The organism is Stenotrophomonas sp. (assembly GCF_032103445.1).
Lineage (GTDB): Bacteria > Pseudomonadota > Gammaproteobacteria > Xanthomonadales > Xanthomonadaceae > Stenotrophomonas.
This window is the reverse complement of sequence record NZ_DAMDFR010000021.1, coordinates 41,816-62,779: the sequence shown is the minus strand read 5'-3', so window position 1 is coordinate 62,779 and position 20,964 is coordinate 41,816. Positions and strand designations below refer to the sequence as shown.

Genomic DNA, 20,964 nt, shown 5'->3' with positions numbered 1-20,964 from the left:
ACCCGGGCAGCCGCTGCCACGCGCGCTGCAGGCGGCGCTGATTCATGAACTGACCCACGTGCTGGACCGCGCCGCCGACGGCGGCTGGTCGAGCAGCGCGCGTTGGCGCGACCTGGCCGGCTGGCAGCAGCGGCCGTGGCGCATGGGGCGGGGTGCCAATGCGTTCAGCGCACGCAGCCCGGATGCCTATGAGCGGCACAGCCCGGCCGAGTTCCTGGCGGTCAATGCCGAGCACTATCTGCTGGACCCGGATTACGCCTGCCGTCGCCCGGCGCTGGCCGCGTGGTTTGCCGAACACATCGGGCAGCGCGACACCCCCACGCCCGGATGCGACGCACGCCTGCCGCTGGTGCAGGCCGGCGAGGTCAGCGGCCAGGCCTCGCTGCTGGAACTGGATCCTTCCCGTGTCTACGCGGTGGAGTACCTGCTGGCCGAGGGCAATGACGCGCTGATGAGCCGCTGGGGCCACAGCATGCTGCGGCTGGTGATCTGCGCACCCGGGCGGCCGCGCGGGCCAGCCTGCCGCATGGATCTGGCCCACCACCGGGTGCTGTCGTTCCGCGCCTTCGTCGGTGACGTGCAGATCTCCAGCTGGGCCGGTTTGACCGGCGCGTATCCCTCGCGGTTGTTCGTGCTGCCGCTGAACCAGGTGATCAACGAGTACACCCAGGTCGAATTGCGCGGGCTGTCGTCGATTCCGCTGCAGGTGAGTGACGCGGAGATCGCCGCGCTGCTGGAGCGGGTCGCGCAGGTGCACTGGAGCTACGACGGTCGTTACCGCTTCATCAGCAACAACTGCGCCGTGGAGACCGGAAAGCTGCTGCAGGAAGGGGTGCCGCGACTGGGCGAGGAAGGCCTGAACCGGATAACCCCGCGTGGGCTGCTGTCGCGGCTGCAGCGGCAGGGCGTGGCGGATGTGTCCGTGCTGGATGACCGCCCTGAGGCGACCCGTCAGGGCTATTACTTCGCCTCCGCGCAGGCGCATTACCAGCAGTTGTTCGAGGTGGTACAAGCCGAGCTGGCAGTGCCGGCAGCCGATGTCAGCGCGTGGCTGCATCTGCCTGCCGCGCAACGCGCCGTGTGGGTGGAACAGGGCGGCCTGCGCGCCACCTCGGCGATGCTGCTGCTTGAACAGGCCGCACGTAATCGCGAAGAGCTGCGTGCACGTTCGGGATTGAAGCGCGCGCTCAGCGATCCGCGCGGTGAAGTGGATGCCGCGCATGCCGCGTTGCTGGCCCTGCTGGATGACGCCGGGCAGCTGGTGAGTCCGGCTGGACTGTTGCCGGCGGGCGGATATGGGGTGCCGGTGGGGGATGAGCGGGTGGCGGCGGATGTTGCGACAGCGCGATTGAGTGCGCGGGGTGTGAGCGGGTGGGAGGCGTTGCAGGTGGAGTTGCGGGGGCGGTTGCCGATAGCGCAGCAGGAAGAGTTGCGGACGATCGAAGATAGTCTGGATCGGTTGGGGGCACGGATGCGGCGATTGGCGCGCGATTGAGGTCCGCGAAGCCACGCAGGGCGTGGCTCTACGTGGTGCTAATCCACGCTTCACAGGCTCCGCACTAGCATGGCTGGCTGACGTAACCGATCGGCAAGGAGTCGAACATGCGCATTTCCCCCTGGATTCTCAGCGCCGCGATCACCGCAAGCCTGGCCGCCTGCCAGCCCGCCGCGCAGGACGCCAACACCGGCCCCGCCGAAGTCGCCCCGCCTGCTGGTGCCGCCACCAGTGACGAACGCACCTACGCCTTCCAGTGCGGCGACGTCGCCGTGCAGGCCACCTACCGCGGCCAGGATTCGGCCACCGTCGTGGTCGGCGGGCGCACCTTCGTGATGTCCTCTGAAACTGCTGCCTCCGGCGCGAAGTACGGCGATGGACAGGGCAACGTGTTCTGGACCAAGGGCACCACCGAAGGCACGTTGACCCTCGCCGGTGAGCCTGACCGCAATTGCACCGGTTCCGGTACGGAAGGCGAAGCGGCACCGGCGGCGACCACGCCGGCAGCCTCTACGGCTGCGTTCCGTGCGACTGGCAACGAGCCGGGTTGGCTCGCGCAGGTCAGTGACGGTGAGGCACCGCGCCTGCATGTCGAGACCGACTATGGCGAGAAGAAGTTTGAGATCGCTTCACCCACGCAGGGCCAGGACGGCTGGTCAGGCAAGGCTGAAGATGGCACCGAGATCAAGCTGACGTTCCAGCGCACCGTGTGCGAGGACACCATGAGCGGAAAGGCGTTTGGGGCGACGGTGATGCTGACCGTGGGTGCCAAGCAATATCACGGCTGTGGTGATTTTGCCGGTGCGCCGACGGTCGCAAGCAAGCCGTAAATCGGGGCGCATTGCCGAGCTTCGGATGCTTCCATCCGCTGCAGATAATCCATCGGAGGAGGCCTGCGGGTGGCCCCCGGAGGGACGCTCCAAAACATGGATGTTTTGGAGCAGCCCCCATGGATGGGTTTACGGCGTGTCCCGGAGCGGGGCTGCCCGTAGGCCTCCCTGCACGGAACAACAGAAACGCCGTGGCCGTTGGCGATAGCGCCGAAAGCAGCCGGGCAAGCCCGGCTCTACGGGATGGCGAACGATCGGCGTTCGGAGCGTCCGGGGTGGCGAACGAGCGGCGTCGCGGATGGCGGACCATCCGCGTTGCCGGCGATCAGATCAATCCGCGCGGCCGGCGAATTCGCCGGTGGTCGTGTTGACCAGCACGCGTTCGCCGTTGGCGATGTACTCCGGCACCATGATTTCAATGCCGGTGTTGAGCTTGGCCGGCTTCGGGCGCTTGGTCGCGGTGCCGCCCTTCAGTTCCGGCGGGGTCTCGATCACTTCCAGTACCACGCTGGTCGGCAACTGCACCGCCACCGGCTGGTCGTCGATCACCTGCACGTAGATGCCGGTCAGGCCGTCGGTGATGTAACCCGCGTCATCGCCGATCACGTCCGCGTCCAGCGTGTACGGGGTGTAGTCCTCGTCGTCCAGGAACACGAACGCGTCACCGTCCTTGTACGAATAGGTGCTCTGGCGGCGCAGCAGCTCCACTTCCGGCAGGTTGTCGTCGGCATCGAAGCTGGCATCCAGCTTGTTGCCGCCCGGCACGCTGTACATGATGAAGCGGAAGCGGACATTGCCGCCGCGGCCCTGCGGCGAGCTGCGCTCGATGTCGCGGATCTGGTAGACGCCGTTGTTGTACTCGACGACGTTGCCTTTCTTGATGTCACTGGCTTTCATGGGAATGAAGGTCGGTTGTGTGGGAGGTAAAGGATTACTTGGCGGCCAGTCGCACCGCGCCGTCCAGGCGGATGGTCTCACCGTTGAGATAGGTGTTGCCCAGGATGTGCCCGACCAGGCCGGCAAAGTCCTCCGGCTTGCCCAGGCGCGGCGGGAACGGGATCGACGCCGCCAGCGATTCCTGCACCGCCGGCGGCATGCCGTCCACCATCGGGGTCCAGAAGATGCCCGGGGCAATGGTCATCACGCGGATGCCGAAGCGCGACAGCTCGCGCGCCATCGGCAGCGTCATCGCCACCACTCCGCCCTTGGACGCCGAATAGGCGGCCTGGCCGATCTGGCCCTCGTAGGCGGCCACGCTGGCGGTGTTGATGATCACGCCACGCTCGCCGTCGTCGCCGGCTTCGTTGTGCTGCATGCGGTTGGCCGCGGCCTTGGCGACATTGAAGCTGCCGACCAGGTTCACCATCACCGTGCCCTGGAAGTTGGCCAGCGGCATCGGAGCCTCCTTGCCCAGCACGCGGCCCGCGCCGAGGATGCCGGCGCAGCTGATCACCGCGTTCAGGCCACCCAGGAATTCGGCTGCCGCGTCGATCTGCGCGGCCACCGCCGCTTCATCGCTGACATTGGTGTTGAAGTAGCGCGCATTGTCCGCGCCCAGCTCGGCCACCGCGGCCGCGCCTTTTTCGTCATTCAGGTCCCACAGGGCGACCTTGCCGCCATGGGCCACCAGGTGGCGGGCCACGGACAGACCCAGGCCGGAGACGCCACCGGTGACGACGGCACGCACAGAAGACAGCTGCATCAGGTGATTCCGCAGGTTCAAGAACCGCCGATTCTAGCCGAAGCCGGGCCGCGCACCGTTGTGCACTGCCACCAGCGGCTCAGCCGCGCCGCGCCAGTCGGCGGGCGAAATCGTCCGGAGCCAGCCCCGGCGCGAACAGGAAGCCCTGGCCGACGCTGATGCCCATGCTGTGCAGGGCATGCCGCTGCGCTTCCGATTCAATGCCCTCGGCCACCAGGCCCAGCCCCAGGCTGCGGGCAATGCCGCAGACCGCTTCGCACACCGCCACGTCGGAACGGTTGCCGGGCACGCCCTCGACGAACATCTGGCTCAGCTTCAGCCCGTGGATCGGCAGCCGGCGCAGGTAGTTGAGGGCGCTGTAACCTTCGCCGAAGTCGTCAATGGTCAGCAGCACGCCCATTTCCCGCAGGCGGCCGAAGGTCTGCAAGGTGTCCGGCGCGTCCTCGATCAGCACCCGCTCGGTGAACTCCAGCTCCAGCGCGGTGCCGGGCAGGTCGAACTCTTCAAGTACCTGGCGCACGTTGCGGGCAAGGTCCTCGCCGACGAACTGCCGGTACGACACGTTCACCGCCACCCGCACGATGCCCAGCCCGGCGTCCTGCCACAGGCGCACCTGCCGGCAGGCCTCGCGCAGCACCCATTGGCCGATGCGCACGATGTCGCCGGTACTTTCAGCGTGGCCGATGAACACGTCCGGGCGCAGTTCGCCCAGCTGTGAATTGCGCCAGCGGATCAGCGCCTCGGCTGCGATCAATTGGCCGCTTTTCAGGTCCACCTGCGGCTGGTAGACCAGATGGAACTCCTCGTCGTCCAGCGCGCGGTGCAGGCGGCTTTCGATCTGCAGACGGTCATGCTGGCGCTGCGCCAGTTCCGGCGAGAACACCTGCCAGCCGTTGCGGGTGCGGCGCTTGACGTCGTACATGGCGATGTCGGCGTTCTGGATCAGCACCTGCGGGCGCAACCCATCCTGCGGCGCGCGGGCGATGCCGATGCTGGTGGTCACCGCGAACTCGTCACTGCCGAAGCGGAACGGCGGAATGAAGGCACGGGTGATCGCCTCGGCCAGCCGCTCGGGCTGGTCGGCCTGGTCGCGGGTGTCGCACACCACCAGGAACTCATCGCCACCGAAGCGGGCCACCAGCCCCTCGGTGCCGATGGCGGTGGAGATGCGGCGGGTGGCGTCGATCAGCAACTCGTCGCCGGCGTTGTGGCCGAGCATGTCGTTGACCGTCTTGAAGCGGTCCAGGTCGATGTACAGCACCGCGACCCGGCTGTGGGTGGGACTGGCCATGCGGGTGGCCAGGTCGCCCAGCACCGCGTCGCGGTTCATGATGCCGGTCAATGGGTCGGTGCGCGCCTGGATGCGCAGGGTTTCCTCGGCGTGCTTGCGTGCGGTGATGTCCTGCACGGTGCCAGCAATGCGCGCGGCGTCCACATCGCCGGCTTCGGCTTCGCCGATCATCCGCACCCAGAACGAGTGCCCGTCGCTGCGTTGGCCCTGCAGTTCCAGCTCGAACGGCACCTGGCGGTCGATCACCTCCAGCAGCGCCTGCTGCAGCTGCAGGCGGTCGTCGGTGCGCAGGCATTCCATCAGGTGCGCCATGTCCTGCATCGGCAGGTCCTGGCCGAGGATGCGCGCGGCCTCGTCGGTCAGGTACAGCCGCTGCAGGCCGCGATCCCACTCCCAGCCGCCGATGTGCGCCAGCGACTGCGCGCGGTCGAACAGGGTGTTGTTGCGCTTGAGTTCGGTGATGTCGCTGAACAGTCCGAACACGTGGTCCGGAGTGTCGCGGCCGTTGCTGTACACCGGCACATTGGTGGTGGAAATCCAGATCATGCGCCCGCGCGGGCGGTGGTACAGGCCGACGATGGTGCTGCGGATGATCCGCCCGCGCTGCAGCGATTCGGCGGCCGGCCATTGTTCACGGGTGAGCGGGTGGCCGTGTTCGTCCACGCTGATCCAGTCCTCCGGGGCCAGCAGGTGCTGCAGGCTGCCGCCGCTGGTGCCGAGGATGCGGTGCGCGGCGGGGTTGGCGGACACCACCTGCAGATTGCGGTCGAACAGAATCACGCCCTTGTCGATGGACTCCATCAGCAGCCGGTAGCGCGATTCGGCCTGCCAGCGGCTGCTCAGGTCGCGCGCCACCGCCACGATGCAGTGCTCGCCCTGGTGCTCGAAGCCGGCCGAATGCACTTCGACCGGGAAGCGGCTGCCGTCGCCACGCATGTTGGTGACTTCAATGACGTAGGTCTCGCCCCGACGCAGCGCTTCCCAGACCGGGTCGAGATGGTCGCTGGGCAGGTCGGGGTTGAGGATCTCGATGGGCTGCCCGACGATGTCCTCGCGCGGGCGGCCATAGGCGCGCACACCGGCGTTGTTGAGGTCCAGCACCACGCCGCTTTCGCTGAGGATGCTGACCGGGTCCGGCACGGCGTCGAACAGCGCGGCATAGCGTCGCAGCGCCAGCTGGCGCTCGTCCATCGCTTCCTGCAGGGCCTGCTGCACATCGCGCAGCACGGCGTGCAGGTCCTCGCCGGTGGGGTGGGCGAGGGCGCGTTCCAGGGCGGCCAGCGCGTGCAGATGGCCGGTGAGGTGGTCACCGACCGCTGCATCCCTGCGCGGGCCGCCCCGGCTCATAAGGCGGCCAGCGCTTTGCCGGCCTTGCTGCCGGTTTCGCGGCCCAGCCGTGACGCCAGCCAGCGGCCAGTCGCCGCCAAGGCGGGCAGGTCGATGCCGGTGCGCATGCCGATGCCGTGCAGCAGGTACACCACGTCTTCGCTGGCCACGTTGCCGCTGGCTCCCTTGGCATAGGGGCAGCCGCCGGCACCGGAGACGGCCGAATCCACCACCCGCACGCCTTCCTCCAGACAGGCGTCGATGTTGGCCAGCGCCTGCCCGTAGGTGTCATGGAAATGCACGGCCAGCGCCGGCATCGGGATTTCACTGGCGACGGCTTTGAGCATGGCCCGCGCCTTGCGCGGCGTGCCGACGCCGATGGTGTCGCCCAGCGAGATTTCGTAACAGCCCATCTCATGCAGGGCGCGCGCGACCCGGACCACTTCGCTGACCGCCACCTCGCCCTGGTAGGGGCAGCCGAGCACGGTGGAGACATAGCCGCGCACCTTCACTCCGTCGGCGCGGGCGCGCTCCAGGATCGGCGCAAAGCGCGCCAGCGATTCGTCAATGCCGGCATTGGTATTGGTGCGGTTGAACGTTTCCGAGGCAGCGGTGAACACCGCCACTTCCTCCACGCCGACCGCACGGGCGCGGTCGTAGCCCTGTTCGTTGGGTACCAGCACCGGGTAGTCCATGCCGGGCCGGCGCTCGATCCCGCCATACACCTCGGCGGCGTCGGCCAGCTGCGGTACCCAGCGCGGGCTGACGAAGCTGGTCGCCTCGATGGTCCGCAGGCCGGTCAGTGACAGCTGCCGGATCAGCTCGATCTTGTCGGCGGTGGCCACCGGCTGGGCCTCGTTCTGCAGCCCGTCGCGCGGGCCGACCTCGACAATGCGCACGAAGTCATCCATGGCAGTGCGCCTCCTGGCGGGAAAGACGCAGATCACACAGCGGGCAGCGAACAGATTCGATCACGAAAATTCCTGGCAACGTATTGGAGACCGCAGTTCCCTGGCGGGCCACGACAGGGTGTTACGCGGGATGAGCGATAAAGCGGCCATCGGCCGCTGCGGGGATCAATCCTGTGTCACCCAATGCGGCGAGCGCTTGTCCAGGAATGCCCCAAGGCCCTCCTGTCCTTCCGCAGAGACCCGCAACCTGGCAATCAGGCTGGCGTTGTCATGGTCCAGCGCGTCGCGGTCCGGCCCCTGCGCCACCCGGCGCACCAGCTGCTTGGCGCTGGCGGCGGCAATCGGACCCGCCTTGTCGAGCAGACCCAGCTGGCGCTGCACGGCTTCGTCGATGCGCTCGGGCTCCACCAGCTGGTGGACCAGGCCGATCCGCAGCGCGGTCTCGGCGTCGAAATGTTCACCGGTGGCAAACCAGCGGCGGGCCTGGCGCGGGCCGATGGCCTCGATCACATACGGGGAGATCACCGCCGGCAGCAGGCCCAGCCGGCTTTCGGTCAGGCCGAAGCGGGCACTGGTGCTGGCAATGGCGATGTCGCAGCAGGCCACCAGGCCGACCCCGCCGCCAAAGGCCGCGCCATGCACGCGGGCCAGGGTGGGCTTGGGCAGCTCGTCCAGGGTGCGCATCAGCCGGGCCAGGGCCAGCGCGTCCTGGCGGTTTTCCTCCTCGCCGGCGGCGGCCATGCCGCGCATCCACTGCATGTCGGCCCCGGCCGAAAAAGACGGTCCTTCACCGGCCAGCACCACCGCGCGGATCTGCGGGTCGTTGCCGGCGGCGTCCAGGGCCAGGGTCAGCTGTGCGATCAGCCCGGCATCGAAGGCATTGTGCAGGGTGGGGCGGTTCAGGGTGAGGGTCAGTACCGCGCCGTGGCGTTCACGCTTGAGGGCATCACTCATGGGGGACCTGCAGTTGCTCCATATACATGTACGGATCATAGCGGTGCAGGGGCGCGCGGCCATGATGCGGCGCGGCGATGCTAATATTGATAACCATTCTTATCGACCCGAAGGCGACCTGTGACGTTGTCCGATCTGCCGCTGAACGGCTCCGCTCTGGTGGATTCCGTACAGGAACTTCATGCAAACGACGCCATTGCCCGTCGACTCCAGGAACTGGGGTTTGTCGCGGGTGAGAATGTGCGTCTGGTAGCCCGTGGCCCGATCGGCGCTGAGCCGCTGCTGGTGCAGGTAGGCTTCACTCGTTTCGCGCTGCGCATTGCCGAGGCAAAGCGCATCCAGGTGCGTCCGCTGGCCGAAGGAGCGCAGGCATGAGCGCGACCGCCGCATTGCGCGTGGCGCTGGTGGGCAACCCCAACAGCGGCAAGACCGCACTGTTCAACCAGCTGACCGGCAGCCGCCAGAAGGTGGCCAACTACACCGGTGTTACCGTGGAACGCAAGGAAGGTCGCCTGCGTGCGCCGTCCGGTCGCGAGTTCGCGGTGCTTGACCTGCCGGGTGCCTACAGCCTGCAGCCGGCCAGCCTGGACGAGGCGATCACCCGTGATTTCTGCCGGGGTTTCTACCCGGGCGAGGCCGCACCGGATGTGCTGCTGTGCGTGATCGACGCCACCAACCTGCGCCTGCACCTGCGCTTCGCGCTGGAACTGCGCGAGCTGGGCAAGCCGATGATCGTGGCGCTGAACATGGTCGACGCCGCGCAACGCCGTGGCATCCAGATCGACGTGCCGGCGCTGGAAAAGGCGCTGGGCGTGCCGGTGGTGGAAACCGTGGCCGTGCGTCGCCACGGGGCCAAGGCTCTGGTCGAACGCCTGGATGCGATGGTGCCGCACCTGCAGGCCCCGGTGGAGGTGCCCGAGAAGGCCGCCGACTACCACGCCGAAGTGCGCGACATCCTGGCTGCGGCAGTCAGCATGCCGAGCCGCACCGCGAAGATCGACGACACGCTGGACCGCTGGCTGCTGCACCCGGTGTTCGGGTTGCTGACCCTGGTGGTGGTGATGTTCCTGATCTTCCAGGCGGTGTTCGCCTGGGCCACCCCGCTGATGGACGGCATCGAGGCCGGCTTCGGCTGGCTGGGGGAAACCGTGGCCGCCACGCTGCCGGAAGGGCCGCTGACCAGCCTGCTCACCGACGGCATCATTGCCGGTGTTGGCGGGGTGGTGGTGTTCCTGCCGCAGATTCTGATCCTGTTCGCCTTCATCCTCGCGCTGGAAGAATCCGGCTACCTGCCGCGCGCGGCGTTCCTGCTGGACCGGATGATGGCCTCGGCCGGTCTGTCCGGCCGCTCGTTCATCCCGCTGCTGTCCAGCTTCGCCTGTGCGGTGCCGGGTATCATGGCCACCCGCAGCATCCAGGATCCGCGTGACCGCCTGGCCACCATCCTGGTCGCGCCGCTGATGACCTGTTCGGCGCGCCTGCCGGTGTATGCGCTGCTGATTGGTGCCTTCATTCCGCAGAAGACGTTGTGGGGCTTCGTCAGCCAGCAGGGCCTGGTGCTGTTCGGGCTGTATGTGGCTGGCATCTTCAGCGCGCTGCTGATGTCGTGGGTGATGAAGAAGTGGCGGCGTGACAAGAGCGAGCATCCGCTGATGCTGGAGCTGCCGTCGTACCGCATTCCGCACCCGCGCGATCTGGCGGTGGGCCTGTACGAGCGCGGCATGATCTTCCTCAAGCGGGTGGGGGGCATCATCCTGGCGCTGACCATCCTGCTGTGGGTGCTGCTCAGCTTCCCGGGTGCGCCGGAGAACGCCACCATGCCGGCCATCGACTACAGCTTCGCCGGCCAGATCGGCCATGCCATGGCGGTGTTCTTCGCCCCGCTGGGCTTCAACTGGCAGATCTGCATCGCGCTGATCCCGGGCATGGGCGCGCGCGAAGTGGCGGTGTCGTCGCTGGCCACCATCTATGCGCTGTCGGCCGCCGATGACGACGCCGCGATCCAGGCGCTGACCCCGGTGGTGGCCAATGGCTGGTCGCTGGCCACCGGCCTGTCGCTGCTGGTGTGGTTCATCTATGCGCCGATGTGCATTTCGACCCTGGCCACCATCAAGCGTGAAACCAACTCCTGGAAGCAGGTCGGTTTTGCCACCTTCTACCTGTTTGCCGCGGCCTACGTGGCGGCGCTGATCACCTACCAGGTGACCAAGGCGCTGGGAGGCGGCTGATGGAGCTGAGCCTGCTGCTGCAGTACCTGGTGATCGCGCTGGCCGCCCTGGTCAGCGCGTGGGTGGTGCTGAAGAAGCAGTTCCCCGGGGCGGCGCGCAGGCTGCGCGGTGGGCTGGCGCTGTGGTTGCTGAAGCCGCAGCGCGGTGCGCGGCTGCAGGCGCTGGGGAGGAAGATCGCGCCGCCGGCGAATGCGGGCGGCGGGGCGTGTGGCGGTTGCGACAGCTGCGGGCCGACGACGCCGAAACAACACTGACGTAGAGCCGGGCTTGCCCGGCTAGCGCGATCCGTCAGCATTGGCGTAGAGCCGGGCTTGCCCGGCTCGTGCGATCCAGCAGCCGGGCAAGCCCGGCTCTACCTATCGCCGATCCTTTCCGCTAGCCTTTCTGCATGAACAACTCCCCCCTTCGTCTGCTCATTCACGGTGCCTCCGGGCGCATGGGCCAGGCCCTGCTGCGGCTGGCCGCCGAGCGTGACGACCTGCAGGTCGTCGCCGCCATTACCCGCCGCTCGCCGGCCCAGCGCGTGGTCGAGGGCGTGCCGCATTTCGCCGCCAGCGAACTGTCCGGTGCACCGGCGTTCGACGTCGCCATCGATTTCAGCCTGCCGGAAGGCTTCGACCCGATCCTGGCGTTGTGCCTGGAGCGCAAGGCCGGGCTGGTGTCGGGTACCACCGGCATCAGTGAAACCCAGCGCCAGGCGCTGATCCAGGCCGCCGCCAGCATTCCGCTGGTCTGGGCCTCCAACTTCAGCCTCGGTGTGGCCGTGCTGGACGAGCTGGTCGAACGCGCCGCCACGGCGTTGGCCGGCTGGGACTGCGACATCGTCGAGTCTCATCACATTCACAAACAGGATGCGCCGTCGGGCACCGCGCTCACCCTGGGCGCGGCCGCGCAGAAGGGCGGGGCGCAGCCGCATTACGCCAGCCTGCGCGCGGGCGACATCGTCGGCGAGCATCTGGTCCAGTTCACGGGAATGGGCGAGCGGATCGAGCTGACCCACCGGGCCACCAATCGCGACATCTTTGCCCGTGGGGCGTTGTTTGCGGCGGTTCAGCTGAATGGGCGGCCTGCGGGCAGTTACCGCGTACGGGATCTGCTGGACAGCCGGACAGGCTGAACGGGGCAGGGTTCCGTTGGACACGCATGGCGTGTCCCTACGGGGCGTAGAGACACGCCATGCGTGTCAACGTGAAGGCTCGGCGGCCGTACGTCAGCGAATGCACGCAAACGCTGGCGCTGGCGTGACCTTCCTATTACAATTCCCGCTCGCCGAATCACGACAGCCGGACCGGATAAAAACCGCCGTCCGCGCTTTTTTGCAACCGCTTTTCAGTGGATCGCGCGGCGTGACTTCGGTGACCCCTCGGTAGCCAAAGTGAGATTTCCGTGACCCAAGCCGCAATCCTCGTCCTCGAAGACGGCACCGTATTCGAGGGCGAATCCGTAGGCGCGCCCGGCCTGTCCGTCGGTGAAGTGGTGTTCAACACCGCAATGACCGGTTACCAGGAAGTGCTGACTGATCCTTCCTACGCCCGGCAGATGGTCACGCTGACCTACCCGCATATCGGCAACACCGGCATGACCGACCAGGACGACGAAGCCCGCAAGGTGTGGTCGGCCGGTCTGATCGTGCGCGATGTGCCGCGCCGCCCCAGCAACTGGCGTAGCCAGGTGTCGCTGCAGGACTGGCTGATCCAGCGCGGCGTGGTGGCCATTTCCGGCATCGATACCCGCAAGCTGACCCGCATCCTGCGCGAGAAGGGCGCGCAGAACGGCGCACTGATGGCCGGTGACGACATCAATGTCGACGTCGCGCTGGAAGCCGCGCGCAAGTTCCCGGGTCTGAAGGGCATGGACCTGGCCAAGGTGGTGAGCACGGATGCGACCTACAGCTGGAACGAGGGCCAGCTGGACCTGGACCGCAACGCGTTCGTCAACGCCGCGCCGCAGTACAAGGTTGTCGCCTACGACTTCGGTGCCAAGCTGAACATCCTGCGCATGCTGGCCGAGCGCGGCTGCGACATCACCGTGGTACCGGCGCAGACGCCCGCCGCCGAAGTGCTGGCGCTGAATCCGGACGGTGTGTTCCTGTCCAACGGCCCGGGCGACCCGGAACCGTGTGACTACGCCATCGACGCCATCAAGGTGTTCCTGGACAAGAAGCTGCCGACTTTCGGCATCTGCCTGGGCCACCAGCTGCTGGCGCTGGCCTCCGGTGCGAAGACCGTCAAGATGGGCCACGGTCACCACGGTGCCAACCACCCGGTGCAGGACCTGGACAGCGGCCGGGTGATGATCACCTCGCAGAACCACGGCTTCGCAGTGGATGAAGCCACGCTGCCGGCCACCCTGCGCGTGACCCACCGTTCGCTGTTCGACGGCACCAATCAGGGCATCGCCCGCACCGACGTGCCGGCGTTCTCGTTCCAGGGTCACCCGGAAGCCTCGCCCGGTCCGCACGACGTCAGTCCGCTGTTCGACCAGTTCGTGTCGATGATGGCGCAGGCCAAGGCCTGATGCGGCGCGCCGCTGCCCTTGGCGCGGCGCGGTTCTACCCCCAGTTTCCTGATCGACAGCGTGCGATCACCCCACACACGCTGTACTGACTTAGAGAAGAAAATGCCAAAGCGCACTGACCTCAAGACCATCCTCATCATCGGTGCCGGCCCGATCGTCATCGGCCAGGCCTGCGAGTTCGACTACTCCGGCGCGCAGGCCTGCAAGGCGCTGCGTGACGAGGGTTACCGCGTAGTGCTGGTCAACAGCAATCCGGCCACCATCATGACCGACCCGGAGATGGCCGACGCCGTCTACATCGAGCCGATCAACTGGCAGACGGTCGAGAAGATCATCGCCAAGGAAAAGCCCGACGCGCTGCTGCCGACCATGGGTGGCCAGACCGCGCTGAACTGCGCGCTGGACCTGGCCGACAACGGCGTGCTTGAGAAGTACAACGTCGAGCTGATCGGTGCCAAGCGTGAAGCCATCCGCATGGCTGAAGACCGCGAGCTGTTCCGCGTCGCCATGGGTGAGATCGGCCTGGAATGCCCGACCGCCGCCGTCGCCCACACCCTGGACGAAGCGCTGGAAATCCAGACCCGCGTCGGCTACCCGACCATCATCCGTCCGAGCTTCACCCTGGGCGGCAGCGGTGGCGGTATTGCCTACAACCGCGAAGAGCTGGTCGAAATCGTCAGCCGCGGCCTGGAGCTGTCGCCGACCACCGAAGTGCTGGTGGAAGAGTCGGTGCTGGGCTGGAAGGAGTTCGAGATGGAGGTGGTGCGCGACACCGCCGACAACTGCATCATCGTCTGCTCGATTGAAAACCTCGATCCGATGGGCGTGCACACCGGTGACTCGATCACCGTGGCTCCGGCCCAGACGCTGACCGACAAGGAATATCAGCGCCTGCGCGATGCCTCCATCGCCGTGCTGCGCAAGATCGGCGTGGACACCGGTGGTTCGAACGTGCAGTTCGGCATCAACCCGGACACCGGTCGCGTTGTCGTCATCGAGATGAACCCGCGCGTGTCGCGTTCGTCGGCACTGGCCTCCAAGGCCACCGGCTTCCCGATCGCCAAGGTCGCCGCCAAGCTGGCCGTCGGCTACACCCTGGACGAGCTGAAGAACGAGATCACCGGCGGCCTGACCCCGGCCTCGTTCGAACCGTCGATCGACTACGTGGTCACCAAGATTCCGCGCTTCGCCTTCGAGAAGTTCCCGGCCGCCGATGCCCGCCTGACCACCCAGATGAAGTCAGTGGGTGAGGTGATGGCGATGGGCCGCACCTTCCAGGAGTCGGTGCAGAAGGCCCTGCGCGGCCTGGAAACCGGCAAGGTCGGCTTCGACCCGACCGAACTGGATCTGGGCAGCGAAGACGATCTGCAGACCCTGCGCCGTGAGCTGAAGGCTCCGGGTCCGGAGCGTCTGTTCTACGTGGCTGACGCGTTCCGCGCCGGCATGAGCGTGGAAGAGATCTACAACCTGTCGTTCATCGATCCGTGGTTCCTGGATCAGATCGAAGAAATCATCGCCGAAGAAACCCAGGTTGCGGCCGAAGGCATCGATGCACTCGACGCTGCGCGCCTGCGCAAGCTCAAGCGTGCCGGTTTCTCCGACGCCCGCCTGGCCCAGCTGACCGGTACCAACGAAGCGGCCGTGCGCGCGCTGCGTCGCGCCCACAAGGTGCGTCCGGTGTACAAGCGCGTCGACTCCTGCGCCGCCGAGTTCGCCACCGGCACTGCCTACCTGTACTCGACCTACGAGGACGAGTGCGAAGCCGCGCCGAGCAACCGCGACAAGATCATGATCCTGGGTGGCGGCCCGAACCGCATCGGCCAGGGCATCGAGTTCGATTACTGCTGCGTGCACGCGGCACTGGCGCTGCGCGAGGATGGCTATGAAACCATCATGGTCAACTGCAACCCGGAAACCGTGTCGACCGACTACGACACCTCCGACCGCCTGTACTTCGAACCGCTGACCCTGGAAGACGTGCTGGAAATCGTCGAACTGGAACAGCCGAAGGGCGTGATCGTGCAGTACGGCGGCCAGACCCCGCTGAAGCTGGCGCGCGCGCTGGAAGCCAACGGCGTGCCGGTGATCGGCACCAGCCCGGATTCCATTGACCTGGCCGAAGACCGCGAGCGTTTCCAGCAGCTGGTCGAGAAGCTGGGCCTGAAGCAGCCGCCGAACCGCATTGCCCGCAACGACCAGGAAGCGCTGCTGCTGGCGCGCGAGATCGGTTACCCGCTGGTGGTGCGCCCGAGCTACGTGCTGGGTGGCCGCGCGATGGAAATCGTCTACGGCGAATCCGATCTGGCCCGTTACGTGCGTGACGCGGTGAAGGTGTCCAACGACTCGCCGGTGCTGCTGGACCGCTTCCTCGACAATGCCGTGGAATGCGACGTCGACATCATTGCCGACAAGGACGGCAACGTGCTGATCGGCGGCGTGATGGAGCACATCGAAGAAGCCGGCGTGCACTCGGGTGACTCCTCGTGCTCGCTGCCGCCGTACTCGCTGTCGGCTGAAACCCAGGCCGAGCTGCGCCGTCAGGTGGTGGAACTGGCCAAGGCCCTGAACGTGGTCGGCCTGATGAACACCCAGTTCGCGATCCAGGCCGGCGAAGACGGCAACGACATCGTCTACCTGCTGGAAGTGAACCCGCGTGCCTCGCGTACCGTGCCGTTCGTGTCCAAGGCCACCGGCATGGCGCTGGCCAAGATCGCCGCGCGCTGCATGGCCGGCAAGACCCTGGCCGAGCAGGGTGCCACCAAGGAAATCGTGCCGGACTACTACTCGGTGAAGGAAGCGATCTTCCCGTTCGCCAAGTTCCAGGGCGTGGACCCGATCCTCGGGCCGGAAATGCGCTCCACCGGTGAGGTGATGGGCGTCGGCCGCAGCTTCAGCGCCGCGTTTGCGCGCGCGCAGGAAGCCGGTGGCATCAAGGCACCGCCGCAGGGCAAGGCCTTCGTATCGGTCCGCGACCCGGACAAGAAGCGCGTGCTGCCGGTCGCCCAGGCGCTGCTGGAACGCGGTTACACCCTGGTTGCCACCCGTGGCACCGCGGCGTGGCTGCAGCAGCACGGCATGGACTGCGAGATCGTCAACAAGGTGGTCGAAGGTCGTCCGCACATCGTCGACTTGATCAAGAACGGTGAAATCGTCTACATCGTCAACACGACCGAAGGCCGTGCCGCGATCAACGACTCGTTCTCGATCCGTCGCGAGGCGCTGCAGCACCGCGTCACCTACTCGACCACCATTGCCGGTGCCAAGGCACTGGTGCAATCACTGGAATTCCGCGGGACCGGCCCGGTCTGGTCGCTGCAGGAGCTGCACAAGGAGTTGAATGCATGAGAGCACCGATTACGTTCAAAGGCGCGCAGAAGCTGCGTGAGGAACTGGAACACCTGAAGTCGGTCAAGCGTCCGAAGGTCATCGCCGCGATCGCCGAAGCGCGTGAGCACGGTGACCTGAAGGAAAATGCCGAATACCACGCCGCGCGCGAAGAGCAGGGCTTCATCGAAGGCCGCATCAAGCAGCTGGAGAGCGAGCTGTCGCATGCCGAGATCATCGACATCAGCAAGCTCAACGCCGGCAGCAAGGTGGTGTTCGGGGCCAGCGTGACCCTGGCTGACGTGGACACCGACGAAGAGAAGCAGTACCAGATCGTGGGTGACCTGGAAGCGGACATCAAGCAGGGGCTGATTGCCATCTCCTCGCCGGTGGCCCGTGCGCTGATCGGCAAGAACGAGGGTGACAGCATCACCATCGACGCGCCGGCCGGCCAGCGTGAGTACGAAATCGTCAGTGTGCAGTACCTGGCCTGACCGATGGCCAGCGCGACCCTGCTGCTGCCGGCGCGCAGCCGGTTCCCGGCCGCGCCCTTGCCCGATGACGTGGCCCGGGCGCTGGGCCGTGCCGAGCGCAGTACCGTGGAGGCGGGCGAGAGTGCCCAGCTGCAGCGGCATTTCCAGCTGCAGCCGGCGCACTGGCCGGTGGCCGCGCTGACGCGCCAGCTGGACGTCGGCGACGCGGTCGACGGTGTCTGGCTGCGTGCCGATCCGGCCAACGTCGCCCCGGACATGCAGGGCGCGCGGATGATGGGGCACGGCGACACGCTGCGCCCGGATGCCGAGGATGTCGCCGCGCTGCTGCCTGCGCTGCAGCCGCTGTTTGCCGGCTATGGCTTCACCCTGGATGCGCCGGTGCCCAGCCGCTGGTACCTGCGCTTGCCTGAAGAGATTCAGCTGCCCGCGTTTGCCGCGCCGGATGACGTGCTGGGGGATGATCTGTTCGACCACCTGCCGTCCGGTGACACCGGCCGGTTATGGCGGGCACTGCTGACCGAGGCCCAGGTGGTGCTGCACCAGCATGACTGGAACGCGCGTCGCGTGGCCGCGGGCAAGCGCCCGATCAATTCGTTGTGGTTCTGGGGCGGTGGTGAACTGCCGCAGAGCGTCAGCACCGCCTATGCGCAGGTCCGCAGCCGTGAATCGTTGCTGCAGGCGCTGGCCAAGGCGGCCGGCGTCGAGGTCGGTGGCGACCAGCCGGTGGATGCGCTGGTGGATCTGCGCCAGTTGCGTTCGCTGGAGCAGCTGGGCAATGAAGCGATTCGGCCTTTGCTGGCGGCGTTGCAGCGCGGCGAATTGCGCCGGCTGGTGCTGGATTTCGAGGACGGGCTGCGGTTCGAGCTCGACAAGGGCCAGCGCTGGAAGCTCTGGAAGAAGCCCTTGCAGCTGCAGGACGCATGACCACCTCCCACACCGCCCGCATTCAACGCCGTCCCGCACTTGAATGTGCGCCGTGGCCGGCCGACACGCTGCCCCTGCTGCAGCGCCTGTACACCGCGCGCGGCGTCACCGACCCCGCCCAGGCGCAACCGAAGCTGGCGCAACTGCACGCCCCCGAACTGATGGGCGGCATGCAGGCCGCCGTCGATCTGCTGGCCAACGCAATCACCCACAACGAACGCATCCTGGTCGTAGGCGACTTCGACTGCGACGGTGCCACTGCCTGCGCGGTCGGCGTGCGCGGCCTGCGCCTGCTCGGCGCGCGCGACGTGGTGCACGCAGTCCCCAACCGCATGCTGCACGGCTACGGCCTGTCGCCCTCGCTGGTGGCCGAGCTTGCGGCCCTGCAGCCGGGATTGCTGGTCACGGTGGACCACGGCATTGCCTGCCACGCTGGCGTGACGGCCGCCAAAGCGCTGGGCTGGAAAGTGCTGATCACCGACCACCATCTGCCCGGCGAACACCTGCCACCGGCGGACGCGCTGGTCGACCCGAACCTGCAGGGCGATGCGTTCCCGAGCAAAGCGCTGGCGGGCGTTGGCGTGATCCTCTATGTGCTGATGGCGCTGCGCCGTCATCTGCGTGAGCAGGGTGCGTTCGCCAGCACACCGGAACCCGATCTGCTGACCCTGCTCGATCTGGTCGCGGTCGGCACCGTGGCCGACCTGGTCGCACTGGATGCCAACAACCGTGCACTGGTGTCGGCTGGCCTGCGCCGCCTGCGGGCCGGGCAGGGCTGTGTCGGCCTGCAGGCACTGATCGAAGCCAGCGGCCGTGACGCCAAGCGACTCAGCGCCACCGATATCGGTTTCGCGCTGGGGCCGCGTCTGAATGCCGCCGGGCGACTGGAAGACATGGCGCTGGGCATCGAGCTGCTGCTCACCGAAGACCGTGCCCAGGCCCGTGAAATTGCCCAGACACTGGAGCAGATCAACGCCGAGCGTCGCGCCGTGCAGCAGCTGATGACCGACGACGCCGAACTGGCCGTGTCACGCGCGGTGCTCATCGCCGAGGGTGAGCGGCCGATTGCGGCGTGCCTGTTCGATGCCGAATGGCATCCGGGTGTCGTCGGGCTGGTCGCGTCGAAAATGAAGGATCGCCTGCATCGACCGGTGATCGCATTCGCGCCTTCCGAGCCCGGTAGCGATTCACTGCGTGGTTCGGCGCGTTCGATTGCCGGCTTCCATATCCGTGATGCGCTGGCGCTGGTGAATGCCGCGCATCCGGGCTTGATCGACAAGTTCGGCGGTCACGCCATGGCGGCGGGGCTGAGCCTGGCGCAGGCGAATCTGGCGGCGTTCGAGCAGGCGTTCCTGGCGGTGGTGCAGGTGCAGATGGATCCCGCGTCGTTGCAGCAACTCCTGATGAGTGACGGCGAGCTGGGTGCGGATGAGCTGGATTTCCGCCACGCCGAAGCGCTGCGCCTTGCGGGACCGTGGGGACAGGGCTTCCCGGAACCGTTGTTCGATGGGCATTTCCAGGTGGCGCGCTGGCAGGTGCTGAAGGAAAAGCATCTCAAGCTGAGCCTGCGCGTGCCGGGCCGGGCTGAGCCGCTCAATGCGATTCACTTCAGCGGCTGGACCGGCAATGCGCCGGCCAACCAGGTGCATATCGCGTACCGGCTGGTGAGTGATGATTATCGCGGTGGTGGCGCGATTCAGTTGATCATCGAGCATTGCGCTGACGCGTGACGCCGTAGAGCTACGCCCTGCGTAGCTGTCATGCGAACCGTTATCCCGAAGCCACGCAGGGCGTGGCTCTACGACGGTGTCGGACGTCAGGGTTCCTTGACCTCACTCACCAATGACGGCATCTGCCACGCGCCGCCGGCTGCAACCAGTCGGCATAGTCCGGTGCTGCTGTCATCGGTCTGGATGTACTCGCTGCCATTCCACGCCCAGGCCGCCGTGCTCCAGCAGTCTCCCAGGCCGCGGCTCTTGTGCGCGGCGGTGATGGTGCGCACGTCGTCGTCCACGCCGAGGTTGGTGATGTAGCGCGGCTGATACGGTGCGCGGTCATTGATCACCCAGTAGCCGGACCCTTCGTTGTAGGCACCGCGCCAGCACACCGTGGAAGCCAGCAGGTGTTTGCTGTCCAGCCGCCTTACGCTGACCGGCTGCGGTTCCTCGTCAAACTGTGTGCCTTTGTCAGGGTGCAGGGCATCGCAGTCGTCGGCCGAAACCGCTGCCGCCAACGCGGCGCGCAGTGCGGGCAGTTGGCCCAGGGCTTCATCGGCCGCCGTGGTCGGCACGCGTTTGCCCAGCGTCACCACCGGCACCGGCAACGCCGGCAGCACACTGGCCTCGGCACGGCTGCCCTTGCGCATGATCGCGCCGGGCGTGCCCAGCCGCCCCTGGAACTCGTCCATCTTCAGCAGCACGGCAGAAGCGCCGCGATCAGACAACGCCCAGCGGCGACCGTTGTTGCCGATCAGTTCGATGCGGCTGTCCTTGACCAGCGCCTTGAGCAGGGCGCTGACCTGCGCTGCGGAGAAGTCCGTGCTGTCCTTCACTGTGCCCAATGCAGTGCCATTGATCTGCAGACTGACCGCGCTGGGCAGGTCGCTTTCCTCATACTCGCCGAGCATCAGCTGACCGGTGACCGGCTGGTCCGGTCCGCCCTTGCGGGTCAGCAGCACCGACACCGGGTCATCGCCGGCGTCCTCGTTCTGGTAGCCGGCCGCGCGGCAGGTGCGGGTGTTGTCGCAGGCCAGGGTCCAGTCGTTGTGGGTGAACTCAACCCCCTTCGGCGGGGCGGCGTGGGCAGTGGGTAACAGTGCGGCGAGCAGCAGGCAGGCCAGGGGCAGGCGCATGCGATCTTCCTTGTGGGGTACGGTCCGTGGGGCTGCCAGCGTGGCGCAAGGCGGCCTTTCTGTCCATGTGCAACGGTTTCAACCCCGTTTGCCACGGTCGTGCGTTGAAGGTTCCGT

The 20,964-nt window shown here is 67.0% G+C and carries 17 protein-coding genes; 11 read left to right on the top strand and 6 right to left on the bottom strand.

Annotation, left to right across the window (positions count from 1 at the left end):
* The coding region (locus RT551_RS10070; RefSeq protein WP_313458139.1) for a DUF4105 domain-containing protein at positions 1-1,495 on the top strand (1,495 nt) is incomplete at its 5' end.
* A gap of 107 nt (positions 1,496-1,602) precedes the next feature.
* Entirely contained in the window at positions 1,603-2,325 is a 723-nt protein-coding gene (locus tag RT551_RS10065) for an MliC family protein (RefSeq protein ID WP_313458136.1), read from the top strand.
* Between the two features lie 330 nt (positions 2,326-2,655).
* On the opposite strand, the gene yeiP is transcribed toward RT551_RS10065, so the two are convergent.
* From yeiP to RT551_RS10040, 5 genes are all read right to left on the bottom strand, one after another.
* On the bottom strand, positions 2,656-3,222 hold the full coding sequence (gene yeiP, locus RT551_RS10060) for an elongation factor P-like protein YeiP (protein WP_313458134.1): 567 nt from the start codon (positions 3,220-3,222) through the stop codon (positions 2,656-2,658).
* Positions 3,223-3,256: 34 nt separating this feature from the next.
* Positions 3,257-4,027 carry an SDR family NAD(P)-dependent oxidoreductase gene (locus RT551_RS10055; protein ID WP_313458132.1) on the bottom strand — a complete coding sequence of 257 codons (771 nt, stop codon included), beginning with the start codon at positions 4,025-4,027 and terminating at the stop codon, positions 3,257-3,259.
* A 79-nt stretch (positions 4,028-4,106) separates the two neighbouring features.
* A complete protein-coding gene (locus RT551_RS10050; protein WP_313458131.1) occupies positions 4,107-6,665 on the bottom strand; it encodes an EAL domain-containing protein in 2,559 nt (852 codons plus the stop codon).
* Positions 6,662-7,555, bottom strand: a complete 894-nt coding sequence (locus RT551_RS10045; RefSeq protein WP_313458129.1) for a hydroxymethylglutaryl-CoA lyase — start codon at positions 7,553-7,555, stop codon at positions 6,662-6,664. Before RT551_RS10045 ends, RT551_RS10050 begins: the two co-directional genes overlap by 4 nt.
* A 165-nt stretch (positions 7,556-7,720) precedes the next feature.
* Entirely contained in the window at positions 7,721-8,509 is a 789-nt protein-coding gene (locus RT551_RS10040) for an enoyl-CoA hydratase/isomerase family protein (RefSeq protein WP_313458126.1), read from the bottom strand.
* A gap of 120 nt (positions 8,510-8,629) precedes the next feature.
* On the opposite strand from RT551_RS10040, the gene RT551_RS10035 reads away from it, so the two are divergent.
* From RT551_RS10035 to recJ, 9 genes are all read left to right on the top strand, one after another.
* On the top strand, positions 8,630-8,884 hold the full coding sequence (locus tag RT551_RS10035) for a FeoA family protein (protein ID WP_313458124.1): 255 nt from the start codon (positions 8,630-8,632) through the stop codon (positions 8,882-8,884).
* The gene (gene feoB, locus RT551_RS10030; protein ID WP_313458122.1) at positions 8,881-10,737 is read left to right on the top strand and encodes a ferrous iron transport protein B; all 1,857 of its coding nucleotides are present in this window, start codon (positions 8,881-8,883) and stop codon (positions 10,735-10,737) included. Before RT551_RS10035 ends, feoB begins: the two co-directional genes overlap by 4 nt.
* Positions 10,737-10,991 (top strand): DUF6587 family protein, encoded by a 255-nt coding sequence (locus RT551_RS10025; RefSeq protein WP_313458120.1) that lies wholly within the window; start codon positions 10,737-10,739, stop codon positions 10,989-10,991. Before feoB ends, RT551_RS10025 begins: the two co-directional genes overlap by 1 nt.
* A gap of 134 nt (positions 10,992-11,125) precedes the next feature.
* The gene (gene dapB / locus RT551_RS10020) at positions 11,126-11,854 is read left to right on the top strand and encodes a 4-hydroxy-tetrahydrodipicolinate reductase (RefSeq protein WP_313458117.1); all 729 of its coding nucleotides are present in this window, start codon (positions 11,126-11,128) and stop codon (positions 11,852-11,854) included.
* A gap of 269 nt (positions 11,855-12,123) precedes the next feature.
* Positions 12,124-13,254: a glutamine-hydrolyzing carbamoyl-phosphate synthase small subunit gene (gene carA / locus RT551_RS10015; protein WP_313458115.1), complete on the top strand. Its 1,131-nt coding sequence runs from the start codon at positions 12,124-12,126 to the stop codon at positions 13,252-13,254.
* Between the two features lie 102 nt (positions 13,255-13,356).
* Complete coding sequence (carB, locus tag RT551_RS10010; RefSeq protein ID WP_313458113.1) at positions 13,357-16,599, top strand: carbamoyl-phosphate synthase large subunit; 3,243 nt, start codon at positions 13,357-13,359, stop codon at positions 16,597-16,599.
* Entirely contained in the window at positions 16,596-17,072 is a 477-nt protein-coding gene (gene greA / locus RT551_RS10005) for a transcription elongation factor GreA (RefSeq protein WP_313458110.1), read from the top strand. Before carB ends, greA begins: the two co-directional genes overlap by 4 nt.
* A gap of 3 nt (positions 17,073-17,075) precedes the next feature.
* Positions 17,076-17,996 carry a phosphoglycerate mutase gene (locus tag RT551_RS10000; protein ID WP_313458107.1) on the top strand — a complete coding sequence of 307 codons (921 nt, stop codon included), beginning with the start codon at positions 17,076-17,078 and terminating at the stop codon, positions 17,994-17,996.
* Positions 17,993-19,726 (top strand): single-stranded-DNA-specific exonuclease RecJ, encoded by a 1,734-nt coding sequence (gene recJ / locus RT551_RS09995; RefSeq protein WP_313458105.1) that lies wholly within the window; start codon positions 17,993-17,995, stop codon positions 19,724-19,726. The genes RT551_RS10000 and recJ overlap by 4 nt, the downstream gene beginning before the upstream one ends.
* Before the next feature lie 86 nt (positions 19,727-19,812).
* On the opposite strand, the gene RT551_RS09990 is transcribed toward recJ, so the two are convergent.
* On the bottom strand, positions 19,813-20,847 hold the full coding sequence (locus tag RT551_RS09990; protein ID WP_313458102.1) for a DUF1176 domain-containing protein: 1,035 nt from the start codon (positions 20,845-20,847) through the stop codon (positions 19,813-19,815).
* Between the last annotated feature and the right edge of the window lie 117 nt (positions 20,848-20,964).